This window comes from Streptomyces sp. NPDC031418 (genome assembly GCF_055581605.1).
In genome coordinates this window covers 206,032-221,239 of record NZ_JBVIJC010000006.1, presented here as the reverse complement: position 1 = coordinate 221,239, position 15,208 = coordinate 206,032, and the positions used below count along the sequence as shown (strand labels likewise).

The window sequence follows — 15,208 nt, the reverse complement described above, 5'->3', positions numbered from 1 at the left end:
CTGCCGCGAGGACCAGACCGGACCGATGACCGCGCCCACGCACCCCGGCGACCGCCCCTTCCTCCGTTCGTTCGTCCCCGCCTTCGCCGTGACCGGTGCACTCTCCGCGGTGGTGGTCTGCGTGGCCGTGGCGATGGCGCCGGGCCGGGCGCGTGCCCCGCTCGCCGGCGGCGCGGGCGCGGCCGCCGTGGTGCTGAGCGTGGCCGTGGCGGTGGCCGCGCACGCCCTGCGGACCGCGCGCGCCACCCGGCAGCGGCTGGACGCCGCCACCCAGGACATCGGGCGCCTGCTCCAGCAGCAGGCCCGCACCGGCGAGGAGGCCCGCCAGGAGCGGCAGCGACTCGTCGACGAACTCGCCGCGCAGCGTGCCGAGTTCACCGAGTCGTTCGCGGCCGAGCGGGCCCGGCTGGAGCAGCAGGCCACCCGGGAGCTGGACCGGCTGCGGCAGGAGAACGCCCGGCTGACGGGCGAGCTGACCCGGGCCAGGCGGGACCGGGCCGCGGCGGTCTCGGCGACCTCCAACACGGCCGCCCGGATGCAGGCTCTGGCCACGGCCACGCTCGCCGACCTGCGGGCGATGGAGGACCGGCACACCGACGAGGACGTCCTCGCCGATCTGCTCCATCTGGACCACCGCACCGCCCAGGCGGGTCGGCTCGCCGACTCCATCGCCGTACTGACCGGAGCACGTTCGGGCCGACGGTGGGCGCGGCCCATCGGCATGGAATCGATCCTGCGCGGTGCGATGGGGCGGATCGCCGGATACCGGCGGGTGCGGGTGCACTCGGCCAGCGAGACCGCCGTGGCCGGGCATGCCGCCGAGGGGGTGATGCACGCGCTCGCGGAGATCCTCGACAACGCCGCGAACTTCTCGCCGCCGACCGCCGAGGTCCATGTCTATGTGGAGGAGGTCCCGGCCGGGGTCATCGTGTCCGTGGAGGACAGCGGCCTGGTGATGGGCGAGGTGCAACTGCGCCGCGCGGAGCGGGCGGTGGCCGGTGACGTCTCCGAGCTGGGCGGTCTGACCGGCACCCGGCTCGGGCTGGCCGTGGTCGGGCGGCTGGCCCGCAAGCACGGGCTCAAGGTGTCCTTCCGGCCGTCGGCCCGCGGCGGCACCGGTGTGCTGGTGCTGATCCCGCAGGACATCCTGGCGGGCCCGGTCGCGGCCGAGCAGGCGCCCGCCCCGGCGCGGCCCGCGCCCGCCGAGCCGCGCCGGACTCCGGCGCCCGCCGACACCGCCCCGGTCCACGAACCGGCCGCACCGGCCGAGGAGGGCCCGGCGGGACTGCCCAAGCGGCGCCGCGGCCGTACCCTCGCTCAGGCCGAGAGCGCCCGGTCGGCGGCCCGCACCGGCGAGACCCGGCCCGCGCCCGGCGCCGACGAGGGCAAGATCCGCGCCGCCCGCTTCAGCAGCTTCCGCCAGGCCGTCCGCCCCACCGCAAAGGAGCGGGGCCCCGAGACCACCGCCACGGCCCCGCCCTCGAACCCTGACGGCCCCGACACCGCCGCGCCCGGCTCCGCCACGCCCACGCAACCCCCTGGCCTCCGCTCGGCCAGCGGCACAGCCGGACCCATCCCGGACGCCACGCCGGACAGCCCGGAACACCGGCCCTCCGGCGACACGGCCCGCTCCACTGCCGACGCTGCACACACCGGCCGGCACGCCGAGCGCGGACCCTCCACCGGAGCAACCCGCTCAGCCACGCCCCCGGTGCCGGACGGCGAGGGCGCCGAACACGGCCCGGCTTCCGGCACCGCCGACTCGGCCGCGCCCACGCAATCCCCTGGCCCCCACCCGGCCAGCGGCACAGCCGGACCCATCCCGGACGCCGCGCCGGACAGCCCGGAGCACCGGCCGTCCGGCGGCATTGCCCGCTCCACCGCGGACGCGGCACACACCGGCCGGCACGCCGAGCGCGGACCCTCCACCGGAGCAACCCGCTCAGCCACGCCCCCGGTGCCGGACGGCGAGGGCGCCGAACACGGCCCGGCTTCCGGCACCGCCGACTCGGCCGCGCCCACGCAATCCCCTGGCCCCCACCCGGCCAGCGGCACAGCCGGACCCATCCCGGACGCCGCGCCGGACAGCCGGGACTCCCACCAGCGGCCCTCGGTCGGCTCGACCGGGCCGGCCGGGGACGCGGGGCCGGGCCACCGCGGTACCCAGCGCCCGGCGGACACCGGTGTCCCCCACGGCTCCGGCGTACGCCAAGACTCCCCCGGAGGCGCGGAGACCGCGGTGCCGGGCGGCGCCATCGCACCGGGCGGCATTCCGTCCGGTTCCCCCGGAACCGCGGCGGCGGACGACTCCTCCTCCCCCGCCGTCCCCTCCCACCCGCACGCGCACCCGGAAGGCGACACCACTTCATGACCGGCCCGACCACCGCCGACGACAAGCTCACCTGGCTCCTGGAGGGCCTGCTGGAGAGGACCCCGGGCGCCCGGCACGCGCTGGTGCTGTCCCGGGACGGGCTGAAGCTGTGCCGCAGCCCGGAGCTGAGCGTCGACCAGGCCGACCAGCTCGCCGCGATAGCCGCCGGCATCCAGTCGCTGTCGCACGGGGCGTCCGTCGAGTTCGGCGACGGCAGCGGCGGTGTGCGCTCGGCGATGACCGAGTTCTACGGCGGCGTGCTGTTCATCGTGGAGGCCGGCGCCGGCGCCCATCTGGCCGTCGTCACCACGGAGGACGCGGACCCGGGCGTCGTCGGGCACACCATGAGCGAACTGGTGGAGCAGCTCGGCGAGCACCTGACCGCGCTGCCGCGTACGTCATGAGCCGTCCGGGCAGGGACGACGCGCCCGACCGTCTCTACACGATCACCCAGGGACGCAGCCGGACCGCCCCGGACAACCCGTTCGACCTGGTCACCCTTGTCGTCGCCGAGTCGGAGCCGGTGGCCGGGCTGCAATCGGAGCACGTGGCGATCCTGAAGCTGACCCGCTCCCCCACCTCGGTGGTGGAGATCGCCGCGGAGCTGAAGCTGCCCGTGAGCATCACCAAGGTGCTGCTGTGCGACCTGCTGGCGGCGGGCCGTGTCAGCGCCCGGCATCCGCGCAGACCGGCCATAACCGACCCCGACATCCTGGAGCAGGTGCTCGTTGGACTCCGCAATCTCTGAACTCTCCGGCGCGCGCACGCCGTTGGGTGCCTCGGCCGACAACGGTCTCAAGATCGTGGTGGTGGGCGGCTTCGGCGTCGGCAAGACCACCCTGGTCCGCTCCGTCAGCGAGATCCGCCCCCTCAACACCGAGGAGACGATGACCCAGGCGGGCGCGACGGTGGACGACATCCGGCAGGTGCGCGGCAAGTCCGCCACCACGGTCGCCTTCGACTTCGGCCGGATCAGCCTGGACGCGCACAATGTGCTGTACCTGTTCGGCGCGCCCGGCCAGGAGCGGTTCTGGTTCCTGTGGGACCGGCTCTTCTCCGGCACGCTCGGCGCGGTCGTGCTGGTCGACACCCGGCGGATCGACGACTCCTGGTACGCCATCGACCGGTTGGAGCACCACGGGACCCCGTTCATCGTGGCCTGCAACGACTTCGGCGGGCCGGTGCACGCGGGCGCGGACGTCCGCGAGGCGCTCGACCTGGACCCGCAGGTACCGCTGGTCGACTGCGACGCCCGCTCCCGGGAGTCGAGCAAACAGGTCCTGATCACGCTCGTCCAGCATGTGAAGCACCGGTACGCCGACCCGTCCGCGCGGGCGGGCCTGCCCCGACAGGAGTTCGTGTGACCACCCCCGACGCCGTCCCGCTCAGCGGACCCCGGTTCCAGACCGAACCCGCCCGGCTGTACCGGGAGATGCGGCGCGATCACGGCAACGTCGTACCGGTGCTGCTCGACGGCGGCATCCCGGCCTGGCTGGTGCTGGGCTACCGGGAACTGCACCAGGTCACCGGCGACCCGGTGCTGTTCAGCCGGGACTCGGAGCTGTGGAACCAGTGGGAGAACATCCCGGCCGACTGGCCGCTGCTGCCGATGATCGGCCGCAGGCAGCCCTCGATCCTCTACACGGTCGGCGAACGGCACCGGCAGCGCGCCGCGATGATCAGCAGCGCGCTGGAGGCGGTGGACCCGTTCGAACTGCGGCGGCACGCCGAGCGGTTCGCCGACGAGCTGATCGACGCGCTGTGCACGGCGGGTGAGGCCGATCTGGTCGGGCAGTACGCGATGCTGCTGCCGGTGCGGGTGCTCGCGCGGTTGTACGGCTTCCCGGACGAGGACGGCCCCGGCCTGGTGACCGCCCTCAACGACATGATCGACGGCCGGGAGCGGGCACTCGCCGGGCAGGCCCATCTCGCCGCGTCCATGGGGCAGTTGATCGCCGACCGGACGAAGGAGCCCGCCGACGACGTGGTGTCCCGGATGCTCGCCGACGACAGCGGTTTCACCGCCGAGGAGATCACCCAGGACCTGATGGTGATGATGGCGGCCGGGCACCAGCCGACCGCCGACTGGATCGGCAACTCGCTGCGGCTGATGCTCACCGACGACCGGTTCGCCGCCTCGCTGTTCGGCGGCCGGCACAGCGTCGCCGAGGCGATGAACGAGGTGCTGTGGGAGGACACCCCCACCCAGAACGTGGCCGGCCGCTGGGCCGCCCGGGACACCCACCTCGGCGGCCGCCGCATCCAGGCCGGCGACCTGCTGCTGCTCGGGCTCCAGGGCGCCAACTCCGACCCCCAGGTGCGCACCGACGCCTCCGCGCTGACCGGCGGCAACAACGCGCACTTCGCGTTCGGTCACGGCGAGCACCGCTGTCCGTTCCCCGCGCAGGAGATCGCCGAAGTGATCGCGCGGACCGGGATCGAGGTGGTCCTGGACCGGCTGCCGGACATCGACCTGGCGGGGCCCGCCGACTCCCTCACCCGCCGGCCCTCGCCCTGGCTGCGGGGGCTGACCGAGCTGCCCGTGCGGTTCACCCCCGTACCCGCCCTCTGAGCGAGCGTCACCCGCTCCTGCGATGGGTCCGGGGCCATCCCCCGGACCGGCGCAGCACCCCGACCCCTGCCCTGGGAGGCATGTCACGATGACGACTGGTACCGAAACCCCCCGGATCGCGCTCGACCCCTTCGTCACCGACCTGGACGGCGAGAGCGCGGCGCTGCGCGCGGCCGGTCCGCTCGCCGCCGTCGAGCTGCCGGGCGGTGTCCCGGTGTGGGCCGTCACCCACCACGCGGAGGCCAAGGCGCTGCTCACCGATCCGCGTCTGGTGAAGGACATCGAGGTGTGGGGCGCCTGGCGGCGTGGCGAGATCCCCGCGGACTGGCCGCTGATCGGTCTGGTCAACCCGGGCCGCTCCATGCTCACCGTGGACGGCGCCGATCACCGCAGGCTGCGCGGCCTGGTCGCGCAGGCGCTCACCCCGCGCCGGGTGGAGCGGATGCGCGAGCGCATCGAGAAGCTCACCCAGGATCTGCTGGACGCGCTGCCCGCGAGCGGGGAGACCGTCGATCTGAAGGCGGCCTTCGCCTACCCGCTGCCCATGTACGTCATCGCCGACCTGATGGGCCTCGACCCGGCCCGCCTGCCGCGGCTGAGGGTCCTGTTCGACCGGTTCTTCTCCACGCTGACCCCGGGCGACGAGGTCATGGCCACGCTCACCGAGCTGGCGCAGATCATGGCCGAGACGGTCGCGGCCAAGCGGGCCGAGCCGGGCGACGACCTGACCAGCGCGCTGGTGCTGGCCTCGGAGGACGGCGACCGCCTCACCGACGAGGAGATCGTCTCCACGCTCCAGCTGATCGTGGCGGCCGGCCACGAGACGACGATCTCGCTGATCGTCAACGCCGTGGTCAACCTCTCCACCCACCCCGAGCAGCGCGCCCTGGTGCTGTCCGGCGCGGCCGACTGGTCGGCGGTGATCGAGGAGACCCTGCGCTGGTCCACCCCGTCCTCGCATGTGCTGATCCGGTTCGCGACCGAGGACGTGCCGGTCGGCGACAAGGTGCTCCCGGCCGGGGACGCGCTGATCGTGTCGTACGCCGCGATCGGCCGCGACGAGCACGCCCACGGCCCGACCGCCGGGGAGTTCGACATCACCCGGGAGAGCCGGAACCGGCACATCTCCTTCGGCCACGGCCCCCACGTCTGCCCCGGCGCCGCGCTGTCCCGCCTGGAGGCCGCGGTCGCCCTTCCCGCGCTGTACGCCCGCTTCCCCGGCCTGGACCTGGCGGTGCCCGCGAGCGAGCTGCGCCACAAGCCGGTCGTCACCCAGAACGACCTGTACGAACTCCCGGTACGGCTGGGTTCCTGACCGGCCCCGGAGCGTTGCTTGACTTCGAGAGCGCTCCAACTCGTAGCGTCACAGACGTGCGGCACACGAGGGCATGCCCCTCGTGTGCCGTACACGACGACCGTCGAGTGTGCAAGAAAGGCTGGGACATCGCATGCAAAAGCGCAGTCTGCGGGATCTACAGGTGTCGGCCATCGGCCTCGGGTGCATGGGCATGTCCGCCTTCTACGGCGCCGCCGACCGCGAGGAAGGCATCGCGACCATCCGGCGGGCCCTCGAGCTGGGGGTCACCTTTCTCGACACCGCGCAGATGTACGGCCCGCTGACCAACGAGTCGCTGGTCGGCGAGGCGATCCGGGGGCATCGCGACGAGTATGTGATCGCCACGAAGTTCAACTACCGGATGGACGACGCGGTGCCGGGCGACATCAGCACCGTCGGCCCGCAGGACGGCTCGGCCGAGCATGTCCGCGCTTCCGTGCACGGCTCGCTGGAGCGGCTCGGCACGGACCACATCGACCTCTACTACCAGCACCGGGTCGACCCGGACGTGCCGATCGAGGAGACGGTCGGCGCGCTGGGCGAGCTGGTCGCCGAGGGCAAGGTGCGGTACATCGGGCTGAGCGAGGCGAGCGCGGAGACCATCCGGCGGGCCCACGCGGTGCATCCGGTCACCGCGGTGCAGAGCGAGTACTCGCTGTGGACGCGGGACGTGGAGGCCGAGGTGCTGCCCGCCTGCCGGGAGCTGGGCATCGGCTTCGTGCCGTACTCGCCGCTCGGCCGTGGCTTCCTCGCCGGCCGCTTCGACTCGCCGGAGCAGCTGGACAAGGACGACTGGCGGCGCGAGAACCCCCGCTTCGCCGACGCCAACCTGGCGGCGAACCTGCGGCTCGCGGCGAAGGTGAAGGAGATCGCCGCGGAGAAGGACGTCGCCCCGGCCCAGCTGGCGATCGCCTGGGTGCTGGCGCAGGGGGAGGATCTGGTGCCCATCCCGGGGACCAAGCGGCGGGAGTACCTGGAGCAGAACGCCGCCGCCGGGACGGTGCGGCTCAGCGCGGAAGAGCTGGCGCGGATCGATGCCGAGCTGCCGGCCGCGGCGGGTGAGCGGTACGACGAGGCCGGGATGCGCACCGTGAACCGCTGAGGCCTCCTGGGGTGGCCCCGGATCCTGTGAGCAAGCACACGCTCGGCCCAAGTCGCTTACGGGCGGAGGTATTTGGGGCTTGCGCAGACCCGGCGGAGGGCAGGGTGGCGACCACTGCGGGGCTTCGTCTGCCACCATGGTCGGCGCCCTGACCAAGGCGGCCCGGACGTGCAGTGCAGCCGGTTCTACGCGGCTCGCCGGTCCCTTCCCCGAGTGTCTCTGGCGAGTACCCCGCTGTGTCCGCTGCCCCTGCCCTGCCCACGTCCGCGCCCACACCCGCGCCCCGCTCCGCATCCGCCTCGCGTTCGCCCTGGCGCTCCCTGCGGCATCGCGGCATGCGCTGGTGGTCGGCGGCGAACTTCGTCTCCAACGCCGGTACGTGGATGCAGCTCACGGTGCAGAACCTGCTGGTGCTGCACATCACCGGCTCGGCCGCGGCGACCGGGCTGTCGATGTCCGTGCAGGCTGCGCCCGCGCTCTTCGTGAGCCTGCTGGGCGGCGCGGCCGTGGACCGCTGGCCCCGGAAGCTGACGGTCACCATCAGCCAGGCCCTGCTCGGCGCGGTGGCCTTCGTCACGGCGCTGCTGGTGGCGCTGGACCGGATCGACATGCCGGCGCTGCTGGTGCTGGCCGCCGTGACCGGTGTCATCGCCACCGTGGACGGACCGGCGTGCGCGCTGCTCGGCAACGATCTCGTGCCGGTGGAGGACGTGCCGTCCGCGATCGGCGTGGGCGCCCTCGTGCACAGCGCGGGCCGGCTCGCCGGTACGGCGCTCGCGGGCGTGACCGTCGGTTTCCTCGGCACGGGCGCCGCGTATGCCGCCAACGGGGTGTCGTTCCTGTTCGTGGCGTCGGTGGTGCCGTTCCTGCGGCCCGTCCGCGGGGGTGCCGGGCAGTCGGCGGCCGAGGCGTCGGCCGTACCGGCGCCCGCGGAGATGACCGTACGGGAGGGGCTGCGCTTCTTCGTGCGCCGGCCGCGGCTGGTGGCCCTCGCCGGCATCACCGGGCTCAGCTCGGTCTTCGGCCGCAACTACGGCCTGACCCTGGCCGTCCTCGTCACCGGGCCGCTCGCGGGCGGAGCCGGGGCGTTCGGCACGGTCTCCACGGTGCTGGCCGTCGGCGGGATCCTCGGCGCGGTCCTCGGCGCCCGGCTGCGCCGGCCGTCCGTGCGGACCGTGGGCCTGCTCGCCGCCGCGGGCGCGCTGCTCCAGGTGGTGGCGGGGCTGTCGCCGTCGCTGGCGGTACTGCTGGTGCTGGTGCTGCCGATGGCCGTCGTGGAGTCGGTCTCGGACACCGCCGGTACGGCCGTGCTCCAGACCGATCCGCCCGCGCATCTGCGGGGCCGGGTGCTCGGGGTGTGGAGCAGCGTCGGCACGGTGTGGAGCCTCGGCGGGCCGCCGGCGCTGGGTCTGCTCATGGAGTGGGCGGGGGCCCGGGGCGCGCTGGTCGCGGGGGGTCTGGTGATCGCCGGGTCGATCGGCGCGGGGCTGCTGGTCCGGCGCCGCCGGGAGGCGCTGCCGGTGGCCCCGCTGACCGCGCGGGACGGCGATCTGACCGGCCGGGAAGCACTGGGCACGGCCGCCTGACCGGCCTCCTCGTCCTTGCGTGACCGGCCTGACCGACCTCCTCGTCCTTGCGCGGCCGGCCTGACCGACCTCTTCGTCGTTGCGCGGTCGACCTGACCGGCCTCTTCGTCCTTGCGCGGTCGATCTGACCGGCCTCTTCGCCCTTGCGCGGCGGGCCTGACCGACCTCTCAGCCCCGCCGCCCATCGTCGGACCCGCCTCTCGGGCCCCGTCCAGCCGGTCTGATCGGCCCTCTCAGCCCTCCCCCGTCGGCAGGTGGTAGACGTGGAAGGCCTGGCCGATCACCGGTTGGGCCACGTTGCGGACCCGGACGCCGCCGCTGGTCATGCCGTGTTCGGTGCCGGCGTGGGCATGGCCGTGCACGGCGAGGTCGGCGCCGGCGGTGTCGATCGCCTCGGCGAGCAGATAGCTGCCGAGGAAGGGGTAGATCTCCGGGGGCTCGCCGGCCAGGGTGTCCGGCACCGGGGAGAAGTGGGTCAGGGCGATCCGGACGTCGCAGCCCCACTCGTCCAGCTCCTTCAGCGCGCCGTACAGACCGTCGGCGCACCGCCGGGTGTGGCGGACGAACTCCTTCATCAGCGGCTCGCCGAACTCCCCGGCGCAGCGTCCGACGAAGCCTCCGCCGAATCCCTTGGTCCCGGCGACCCCGATCGTGGCCCCGTCGGCGGCGACGGCGACGGCCTGGCCTTCCAGGACATGGGCGCCGACGTCCCGGAGGATCGCGCTGACCTCCTCGGGCCGCTCGTCGTGGTGGTCGTGGTTGCCCAGGACGGCGACGACCGGGACACCGAGGTCCTTGATCTCCCGGGCGACGACCCGGGCCTCCTCCGTGGTGCCGTGCCGGGTCAGGTCGCCGGCGAGCAGCAGGATGTCCGCGCACTCGGGCAGCCTCTCGAAGGAGGGGCGCAGCGCGCCCTGGCTCTCGGGGCCCATGTGGATGTCGCCGACGGCCGCGACGCGGATCATGTCAGGTCCTCCCCGTGGTCGGGCGAGGAGGTGCCGGCGACCATGAGGTCGCAGTGCACCGGATGCCCTGCCAGCTCCTCGCGGGCCATGTGCAGAATCTCGTCCCGGCACTGGGTGGAGGGCACCGTGCCGGTGAGCAGTACGGCGTCGCCGCGCAGTTCCAGCCGTACGCCGAGCTCGCCGAGCGGTCCGGCGGCCAGGTGGTCGGCGAGGTGGGCGACGCGGTAGTCCAGGTTCCCGGCCTCCGGCGGGGGCGACGGGCTTGCCTCGGTCATGGCTGCCCCTCCTGGGGGTCGATGACGTTCAGCTGTTCGAGCAGGAAGAGAAAGGCGGCCGGCATGGGCTGCCCGCCGCAGGCGGCCCGTACCTCGTCCCAGTCGACCTTCTCGCGGACGGCGCGGGCCACGGGCAGCACCGCCCCGAAGTCGCAGTAGTGCTCCGAGAAGGCGCTGAGCAGGCTGTGGATCAGATCGGTCGGGGACAGCACGGGCATCAGCACGGAGTCGACCGGCAGGACGTGGGCGCGGGCGAGCAGGTCCTTGCTGACCGGCTGGTGGGCCAGCGCGAAGATGATGTCGACGTTCGCACCGCGGCAGGTGGTCTTGATCAGCCAGTCCTCCGGCGGGGTGCGGATGGGCAGGCCGGCCTCGCGCAGGGTGGCGGCCACCGCCTCGGCGTCCTCGGGCAGGACGCAGAAGTCCGCGTCGTGCTGGAGGTAGCGGCTGCCGCCGTGGGCGTACACGGCCACGCTGCCGGCCAGGGCGAAGGGGTGGCCGGCCCGTTTGAGGAGCGCGCCGATCTGCTTGGCGGCCTCCAGGATGGCCTGGCTGCGGTCGTGCGGCAGGTCCGGGGTGTCCGGCGGGGGTGCGGCCGACCGGTCGGGCCCGTCCGCGGCGAGGCGGAGTTCGGTGACCTCCGGACGCCGGACCGGCGCGGACTCCTCCCCGTTGTGTGTCATGGGTTCTCCATTCACGGCACTCTGCGGCCCCGCACGGCCGGGGCCGCTCCGGGGAGGTACGGGTACCCGGCGGGCCCGCACCGACACGGCGCGCACGGGTGGCAGAGGGAGCGGCACGCGCGGGGCGAGTGGCCGGGCGCCGGGGCCGGGAGCAGGCTGGAAGGCATGAGGCCCCGCGCGCTGCTGCTGTTCCCGGTGGTGCTCATCGTGGTGATCACCGCGGTGGATATGCAGGCGCCGGTCAATGTCCATCTCGGCCCGGCCCTGGTGATCGCGCCCGCGCTGACGCTGTCGTTCGCCGGGCCGCGGACCACCGCGGCCATCGGGGGGCTCGCGCTGGCCGCGCAGATCCTGATCGGTCTCACCCATGGCGGGGTGAGCACCGAGAACCACGTCGTGCAGATCATCACGCTCGCGGTGCTGACGATCCTGCTGGTGGTCTACGGCGCGCTGCGCGAGCGCCGGCAGGCGCAGCTGGCGCAGGTCCGTACGGTCGCGGAGGCCGCTCAGCACGTGCTGATGTGGCCGCTGCCCGAGCAGATCGGCCCGCTGCGGATCGCCTCGATCTATCTGGCCGCCGAGGACGAGGCGCAGATCGGCGGTGACCTGTACGCGGCGACCCGGAGCGACAACGCCGTCCGGGTCATGATCGGCGATGTGCGGGGCAAGGGCCTGCCGGCGATCGGGGAGGCGGCGCTGCTGCTCGGCGCGTTCCGGGAGAGTGCGCACCGGCGGATCACCCTGGCGGAGCTGGCCGCCGTACTGGAGCAGAGCATCACCCGGTACGCGGCCGATCTGGACACCCCGGAGGAGATGGGCGAGCGGTTCGCCACCACGCTGCTGGTGGAGATCCCGGACCGGGATCCGGTGACCCGGATGACCAGCTGCGGTCATCCGCCGCCGCTGCTGCTGAGCCCGGGCCATGTGGTGACCGTGCCGAGTCTGCATCCGTCGCCGCCGCTCGGGGTGGAGGCGAGCGACGAGCACACGCTGGACGTGTTCTCCTTCGAGCCGGGTGACACGCTGCTGCTGTACACCGACGGGGTGGTGGAGGCGCGGGACGCCCAGGGGCGGTTCTATCCGCTCGCGGACCGGGTGGCCCGGTGGACGGAGGAGAGTCCCGAGGCGCTGATGCACCATGTGCGGCGGGATCTACTGCTGCATGTCGGCGGCCGGCTGGACGACGACGCCGCGCTGATCGCGCTGCACCGCACCCGGGTCGAGCGGCGCCGCCATCACGGCCGCGCGAGTAACCACGGCGCCGAACCCGAGGCGTGAAAACGGGTCGACCGGCAGGGGCGGACGCACCTTTCCGGTCATCCTGTTCCGTCCGTGCCACCGAACCCGGCGGTCACTGCCGTGCAAGGAGACACTTCGGGGCGCGGAGGCGGGGCGGAGTCCGGCCATTTCCGTATCGGAAGACCCAAGAGATGGTTGTGATTCGGTAAAGCCGTTCTTTAGTCTGCCGCCGCACCGGACGACACAGGCCGGACGCTCCTTCTGCTGAAGGGCACCCGGCCTGTCCGGTGCGAAGTACACCGCGCGGCCACGGCTTTGGCGGGCAGGGCCGCAGCGGCAGACGACTCACGCAACCATTCCCACGGAGGATACCGTGACCCACCCCAACCGGCTACGCTCCGCCATCGGCTCCCCCGGCACCACGCCCCTGATCGGCGTGTTCGACATGTTCTCCGCGTCGGTCGCGGCGCAGCACTACGACGGGATGTTCGTCTCCGGGTTCGGCTTCGCCGCCTCCCACTACGGCCTGCCGGACATCGGCTTCATCGCCTGGCCGGACATCGTCGGCTTCGTGCAGCGCCTGCGGCTGGCGTTCCCGCGCCAGCACCTGCTCGTGGACATCGACGACGGCTACGTCGACCCGGAGACCGCGTGCCACGTCGTACAGAGCCTGGAGGCGGCCGGCGCCTCCGGGGTCATCCTGGAGGACCAGAAGCGGCCCCGGCGGTGCGGGCACGTGGACGGCAAGCAGGTGCTGCCGCTGGAGGAGTACCTGGAGAAGCTCGACATGGTGCTGTCGGCGCGCCGGGAGCTGGTCGTGGTCGCCCGCACCGACGCGACCGAGGAGGACGAGATCCTGCGCCGGGCCAAGGCGCTGGCCGCGACCGACGCCGATGTCGTCCTCGTGGACGGGGTGCGCAGCGTCGACTGGATCCACAAGGTGCGGCGTGTCATCGGGGACAAGCCGCTGCTGTTCAACCAGATCGCCGGCGGCAAGTCGCCCCGGCTGTCGCTGGGCGAGCTGTCCGAACTCGGCGTCGACGTCGCCATCTACAGCACCCCGTGCCTGTTCGCGGCGCAGACCGCCATCGACCGGGCCCTGCTGGAGCTGAAGGAGGCGGACGGCCGGCTGCCCGGGACCGGACCGGACAGTGTCGGTGTCGCGGAGTGCCTGGCGCTGCTGGAGCGGAACATCAGCCGCCACCACGAGCACGTCCCGGCCTGACGCCCGCGGGCGGCCCCGGCACCCGGGGCCGCCTGCGCATCCCGGCTGCCGGTGTGCCGTGGGCCCGGCCGGTGAGCCCCTGCCGCGCCCCCGCTTCCCCTGGGGGCGCGGCCGAGCGGCACGGCGGGCGTGGGCCCCGCCTCGAGTGGGGCGGGGCGGGACCGCACGCCCGCGGTCAGCGGACCGGCTTCAGGTCGGTGATCTTCAGGGTCTTCAGGTCGGACTGGACGTCGATCCGGCTGACCTCGGCGTGCGGCCCGTCGCTCCAGGTCAGGGTGACCCGGCTGGTGGCGTGCCCGGCGGCGGAACCGGTGTAGGCGACCTGCCACTTCACCGGCACGTTCTGGGCGAACAGCACGCCGTCGGCGTGCTCCTTGCGCTCGAAGGTGGCGACCTTGTGCTGCGCGGCGGTGGAGAGGTAGAAGGCGCGCAGTGCCTTGGCGGCGGGGCCGGCGGACGTGTCATCGGTGGCCCAGACGGCGTCGATGTAGGCGCCGTAGAAGTCGGCGACGTGCTGGGTGGCGTTGCGCGCGTCGCCCTGGGCGGAGTGGGCGACCGCGGCGTGGGCGGGCCGGCTCTCGGTGGTCCTCGCGAGCGCCGGTGTCACGGCGGTCAGGGCCAGGCCGGCGGTGAGGGCGGTGGCGGTGAGCAGGGTCTTGCGGCTGGGCATGGACATGTTTCTGTTCCCCCGTGATACGTCGCGACCGGGTCGCTCCCGGCCGTCGGCGGAACCTAAGACCGTATTTCCACGAGCCCGGTTGCGTCGCTTTTCGGCCTCACATCTCCTTGCGCAGCGCCTCGAGGAGGGGCTCGGTGCGACGGGCGGGCTCGGCCTGGGCGCCCAGCCGGTCCAGCGCCTCGCGGTACACCACGACCTCGTCGGCCTTGTCCAGATAGACCGCGCCGACCAGCCCGCTGAGGTAGACGACGTCGGGCAGTTCGCGGGCGCGGAACCGGAAGAGGTGGTAGGCGCCGGCGGTCAGCGCGGGATGCGGTCCGTTGGCGAACGGCATGAGTTGCAGGGTGACATGGGGCAGCCGGCCGACGTCGATGAGATGGCCGATCTGCGCCCGCATCACCTCGGGGCCGCCCACCGGCCGGCGCAGCGCGGTCTCGTCCATCACCACCCACAGCCGCGGCGGCCCTTCCCGGGCCAGCAGCCGCTGCCGGCGCAGCCGCAGTGCCAGCCGGCGTTCCGTCTCCTCCGCCGGCGCGTGCGGATGACTGGCGGTCAGCAGGGCGCGGGCGTAGTCCTCGGTCTGCAACAGGCCGTGCACGAACTGGTTCTCGTACGCGCGGATCTGCAACGCCGCCTGTTCCAGGCTGAGATAGGCGGCGAACCAGTCGGCCATCACATCGCGGTACGTGTGCCACCAGCCGCGTTTGTTGGCCTCCCGCACGGACTCGAGAAAGGTGTCGATCTCCCCCTGGTCGGTGACGCCGTAGACCCGGAGCAGTTTCTCGGCGTCCGCGAGCCGCAGCCGGGCCACCTTCGCGGCCTCCATGCGGCGGATCGTGGAGTGGCTGACGCCGATGGCCGTGCCCGCCTCGGCGTAGCTGAGGCCGGCCCGGTTGCGCAGTTCCTCCAGCCGGCGGCCGAGGATCATGCGCAGGACGGACGGGGCACCGCCCCAGTCGGTCTCCGCGGTCATGCCCCAACCCCCTCACCGGTGTCAGGCTCAGCCTGCCACGCGACCGCGCCCGTCGGTGATGCGATCGCGTCCTGGCTGAAGCATGCATGTGGCTATTTGCAAATTTCAACTTGCTGGTTGCGGTCTGTTGTTGGCTGGTGTCAGAGTGGATGCACTGCTCCGGCCGGCCAGGAGCAGGCGAGCGGCCGGCAGAACCCGACAC

General features: G+C 73.3%; 15 protein-coding genes. 10 read left to right on the top strand and 5 right to left on the bottom strand.

Annotated elements, in window-relative coordinates:
• The first annotated feature begins 25 nt into the window (after positions 1-25).
• The 8 genes from ACZ5CZ_RS10220 to ACZ5CZ_RS10185 all read left to right on the top strand — a co-directional run bounded on the left by ACZ5CZ_RS10220 (position 26) and on the right by ACZ5CZ_RS10185 (position 8,967).
• The gene (locus tag ACZ5CZ_RS10220) at positions 26-2,371 is read left to right on the top strand and encodes an ATP-binding protein (RefSeq protein WP_468941089.1); all 2,346 of its coding nucleotides are present in this window, start codon (positions 26-28) and stop codon (positions 2,369-2,371) included.
• Entirely contained in the window at positions 2,368-2,775 is a 408-nt protein-coding gene (locus ACZ5CZ_RS10215; RefSeq protein WP_385842600.1) for a roadblock/LC7 domain-containing protein, read from the top strand. The genes ACZ5CZ_RS10220 and ACZ5CZ_RS10215 overlap by 4 nt, the downstream gene beginning before the upstream one ends.
• On the top strand, positions 2,772-3,119 hold the full coding sequence (locus tag ACZ5CZ_RS10210) for a DUF742 domain-containing protein (protein ID WP_385842599.1): 348 nt from the start codon (positions 2,772-2,774) through the stop codon (positions 3,117-3,119). Before ACZ5CZ_RS10215 ends, ACZ5CZ_RS10210 begins: the two co-directional genes overlap by 4 nt.
• Positions 3,100-3,735, top strand: coding sequence for a GTP-binding protein (locus tag ACZ5CZ_RS10205; RefSeq protein WP_385842598.1), 636 nt, complete (start codon positions 3,100-3,102; stop codon positions 3,733-3,735). The genes ACZ5CZ_RS10210 and ACZ5CZ_RS10205 overlap by 20 nt, the downstream gene beginning before the upstream one ends.
• The gene (locus tag ACZ5CZ_RS10200) at positions 3,732-4,943 is read left to right on the top strand and encodes a cytochrome P450 (RefSeq protein WP_385842596.1); all 1,212 of its coding nucleotides are present in this window, start codon (positions 3,732-3,734) and stop codon (positions 4,941-4,943) included. The genes ACZ5CZ_RS10205 and ACZ5CZ_RS10200 overlap by 4 nt, the downstream gene beginning before the upstream one ends.
• A gap of 88 nt (positions 4,944-5,031) precedes the next feature.
• Positions 5,032-6,258 carry a cytochrome P450 family protein gene (locus ACZ5CZ_RS10195; protein ID WP_385842595.1) on the top strand — a complete coding sequence of 409 codons (1,227 nt, stop codon included), beginning with the start codon at positions 5,032-5,034 and terminating at the stop codon, positions 6,256-6,258.
• A gap of 133 nt (positions 6,259-6,391) precedes the next feature.
• On the top strand, positions 6,392-7,381 hold the full coding sequence (locus ACZ5CZ_RS10190; protein WP_468941083.1) for an aldo/keto reductase: 990 nt from the start codon (positions 6,392-6,394) through the stop codon (positions 7,379-7,381).
• A 335-nt stretch (positions 7,382-7,716) separates the two neighbouring features.
• Complete coding sequence (locus ACZ5CZ_RS10185) at positions 7,717-8,967, top strand: MFS transporter (protein ID WP_468941081.1); 1,251 nt, start codon at positions 7,717-7,719, stop codon at positions 8,965-8,967.
• Between the two features lie 233 nt (positions 8,968-9,200).
• Here ACZ5CZ_RS10185 and ACZ5CZ_RS10180 read toward each other — a convergent pair whose 3' ends face one another.
• From ACZ5CZ_RS10180 to ACZ5CZ_RS10170, 3 genes are read right to left on the bottom strand one after another with little or no spacing between them, the layout of a single operon-like run.
• On the bottom strand, positions 9,201-9,932 hold the full coding sequence (locus tag ACZ5CZ_RS10180) for a metallophosphoesterase family protein (protein ID WP_468941078.1): 732 nt from the start codon (positions 9,930-9,932) through the stop codon (positions 9,201-9,203).
• A complete protein-coding gene (locus tag ACZ5CZ_RS10175) occupies positions 9,929-10,207 on the bottom strand; it encodes a BON domain-containing protein (RefSeq protein ID WP_385842591.1) in 279 nt (92 codons plus the stop codon). The genes ACZ5CZ_RS10180 and ACZ5CZ_RS10175 overlap by 4 nt, the downstream gene beginning before the upstream one ends.
• A complete protein-coding gene (locus ACZ5CZ_RS10170; RefSeq protein WP_385842590.1) occupies positions 10,204-10,890 on the bottom strand; it encodes a nucleotidyltransferase family protein in 687 nt (228 codons plus the stop codon). Before ACZ5CZ_RS10170 ends, ACZ5CZ_RS10175 begins: the two co-directional genes overlap by 4 nt.
• A gap of 165 nt (positions 10,891-11,055) precedes the next feature.
• On the opposite strand from ACZ5CZ_RS10170, the gene ACZ5CZ_RS10165 reads away from it, so the two are divergent.
• Positions 11,056-12,168, top strand: a complete 1,113-nt coding sequence (locus ACZ5CZ_RS10165) for a PP2C family protein-serine/threonine phosphatase (protein WP_468941074.1) — start codon at positions 11,056-11,058, stop codon at positions 12,166-12,168.
• 334 nt (positions 12,169-12,502) lie between these two features.
• Positions 12,503-13,354 (top strand): isocitrate lyase/PEP mutase family protein, encoded by an 852-nt coding sequence (locus tag ACZ5CZ_RS10160; protein ID WP_468941071.1) that lies wholly within the window; start codon positions 12,503-12,505, stop codon positions 13,352-13,354.
• Positions 13,355-13,529: 175 nt separating this feature from the next.
• Here ACZ5CZ_RS10160 and ACZ5CZ_RS10155 read toward each other — a convergent pair whose 3' ends face one another.
• The gene (locus ACZ5CZ_RS10155) at positions 13,530-14,030 is read right to left on the bottom strand and encodes a hypothetical protein (RefSeq protein WP_468941068.1); all 501 of its coding nucleotides are present in this window, start codon (positions 14,028-14,030) and stop codon (positions 13,530-13,532) included.
• 100 nt (positions 14,031-14,130) lie between these two features.
• Positions 14,131-15,006, bottom strand: coding sequence for a helix-turn-helix domain-containing protein (locus ACZ5CZ_RS10150; protein WP_385842585.1), 876 nt, complete (start codon positions 15,004-15,006; stop codon positions 14,131-14,133).
• Positions 15,007-15,208 lie beyond the last annotated feature (202 nt).

Bases quoted from the DNA above. Each gene is read 5' to 3' on its own strand.
- ACZ5CZ_RS10220 (WP_468941089.1), top strand. From the start codon at position 26: ATGACCGCGCCCACGCACCCCGGCGACCGCCCCTTCCTCCGTTCGTTC.
- ACZ5CZ_RS10180 (WP_468941078.1), bottom strand. From the start codon at position 9,932: ATGATCCGCGTCGCGGCCGTCGGCGACATCCACATGGGCCCCGAGAGC.
- ACZ5CZ_RS10150 (WP_385842585.1), bottom strand. From the start codon at position 15,006: ATGACCGCGGAGACCGACTGGGGCGGTGCCCCGTCCGTCCTGCGCATG.
- ACZ5CZ_RS10165 (WP_468941074.1), top strand. From the start codon at position 11,056: ATGAGGCCCCGCGCGCTGCTGCTGTTCCCGGTGGTGCTCATCGTGGTG.
- ACZ5CZ_RS10195 (WP_385842595.1), top strand. From the start codon at position 5,032: ATGACGACTGGTACCGAAACCCCCCGGATCGCGCTCGACCCCTTCGTC.
- ACZ5CZ_RS10155 (WP_468941068.1), bottom strand. From the start codon at position 14,030: ATGTCCATGCCCAGCCGCAAGACCCTGCTCACCGCCACCGCCCTCACC.
- ACZ5CZ_RS10185 (WP_468941081.1), top strand. From the start codon at position 7,717: ATGCGCTGGTGGTCGGCGGCGAACTTCGTCTCCAACGCCGGTACGTGG.
- ACZ5CZ_RS10210 (WP_385842599.1), top strand. From the start codon at position 2,772: ATGAGCCGTCCGGGCAGGGACGACGCGCCCGACCGTCTCTACACGATC.
- ACZ5CZ_RS10175 (WP_385842591.1), bottom strand. From the start codon at position 10,207: ATGACCGAGGCAAGCCCGTCGCCCCCGCCGGAGGCCGGGAACCTGGAC.
- ACZ5CZ_RS10215 (WP_385842600.1), top strand. From the start codon at position 2,368: ATGACCGGCCCGACCACCGCCGACGACAAGCTCACCTGGCTCCTGGAG.
- ACZ5CZ_RS10190 (WP_468941083.1), top strand. From the start codon at position 6,392: ATGCAAAAGCGCAGTCTGCGGGATCTACAGGTGTCGGCCATCGGCCTC.
- ACZ5CZ_RS10170 (WP_385842590.1), bottom strand. From the start codon at position 10,890: ATGACACACAACGGGGAGGAGTCCGCGCCGGTCCGGCGTCCGGAGGTC.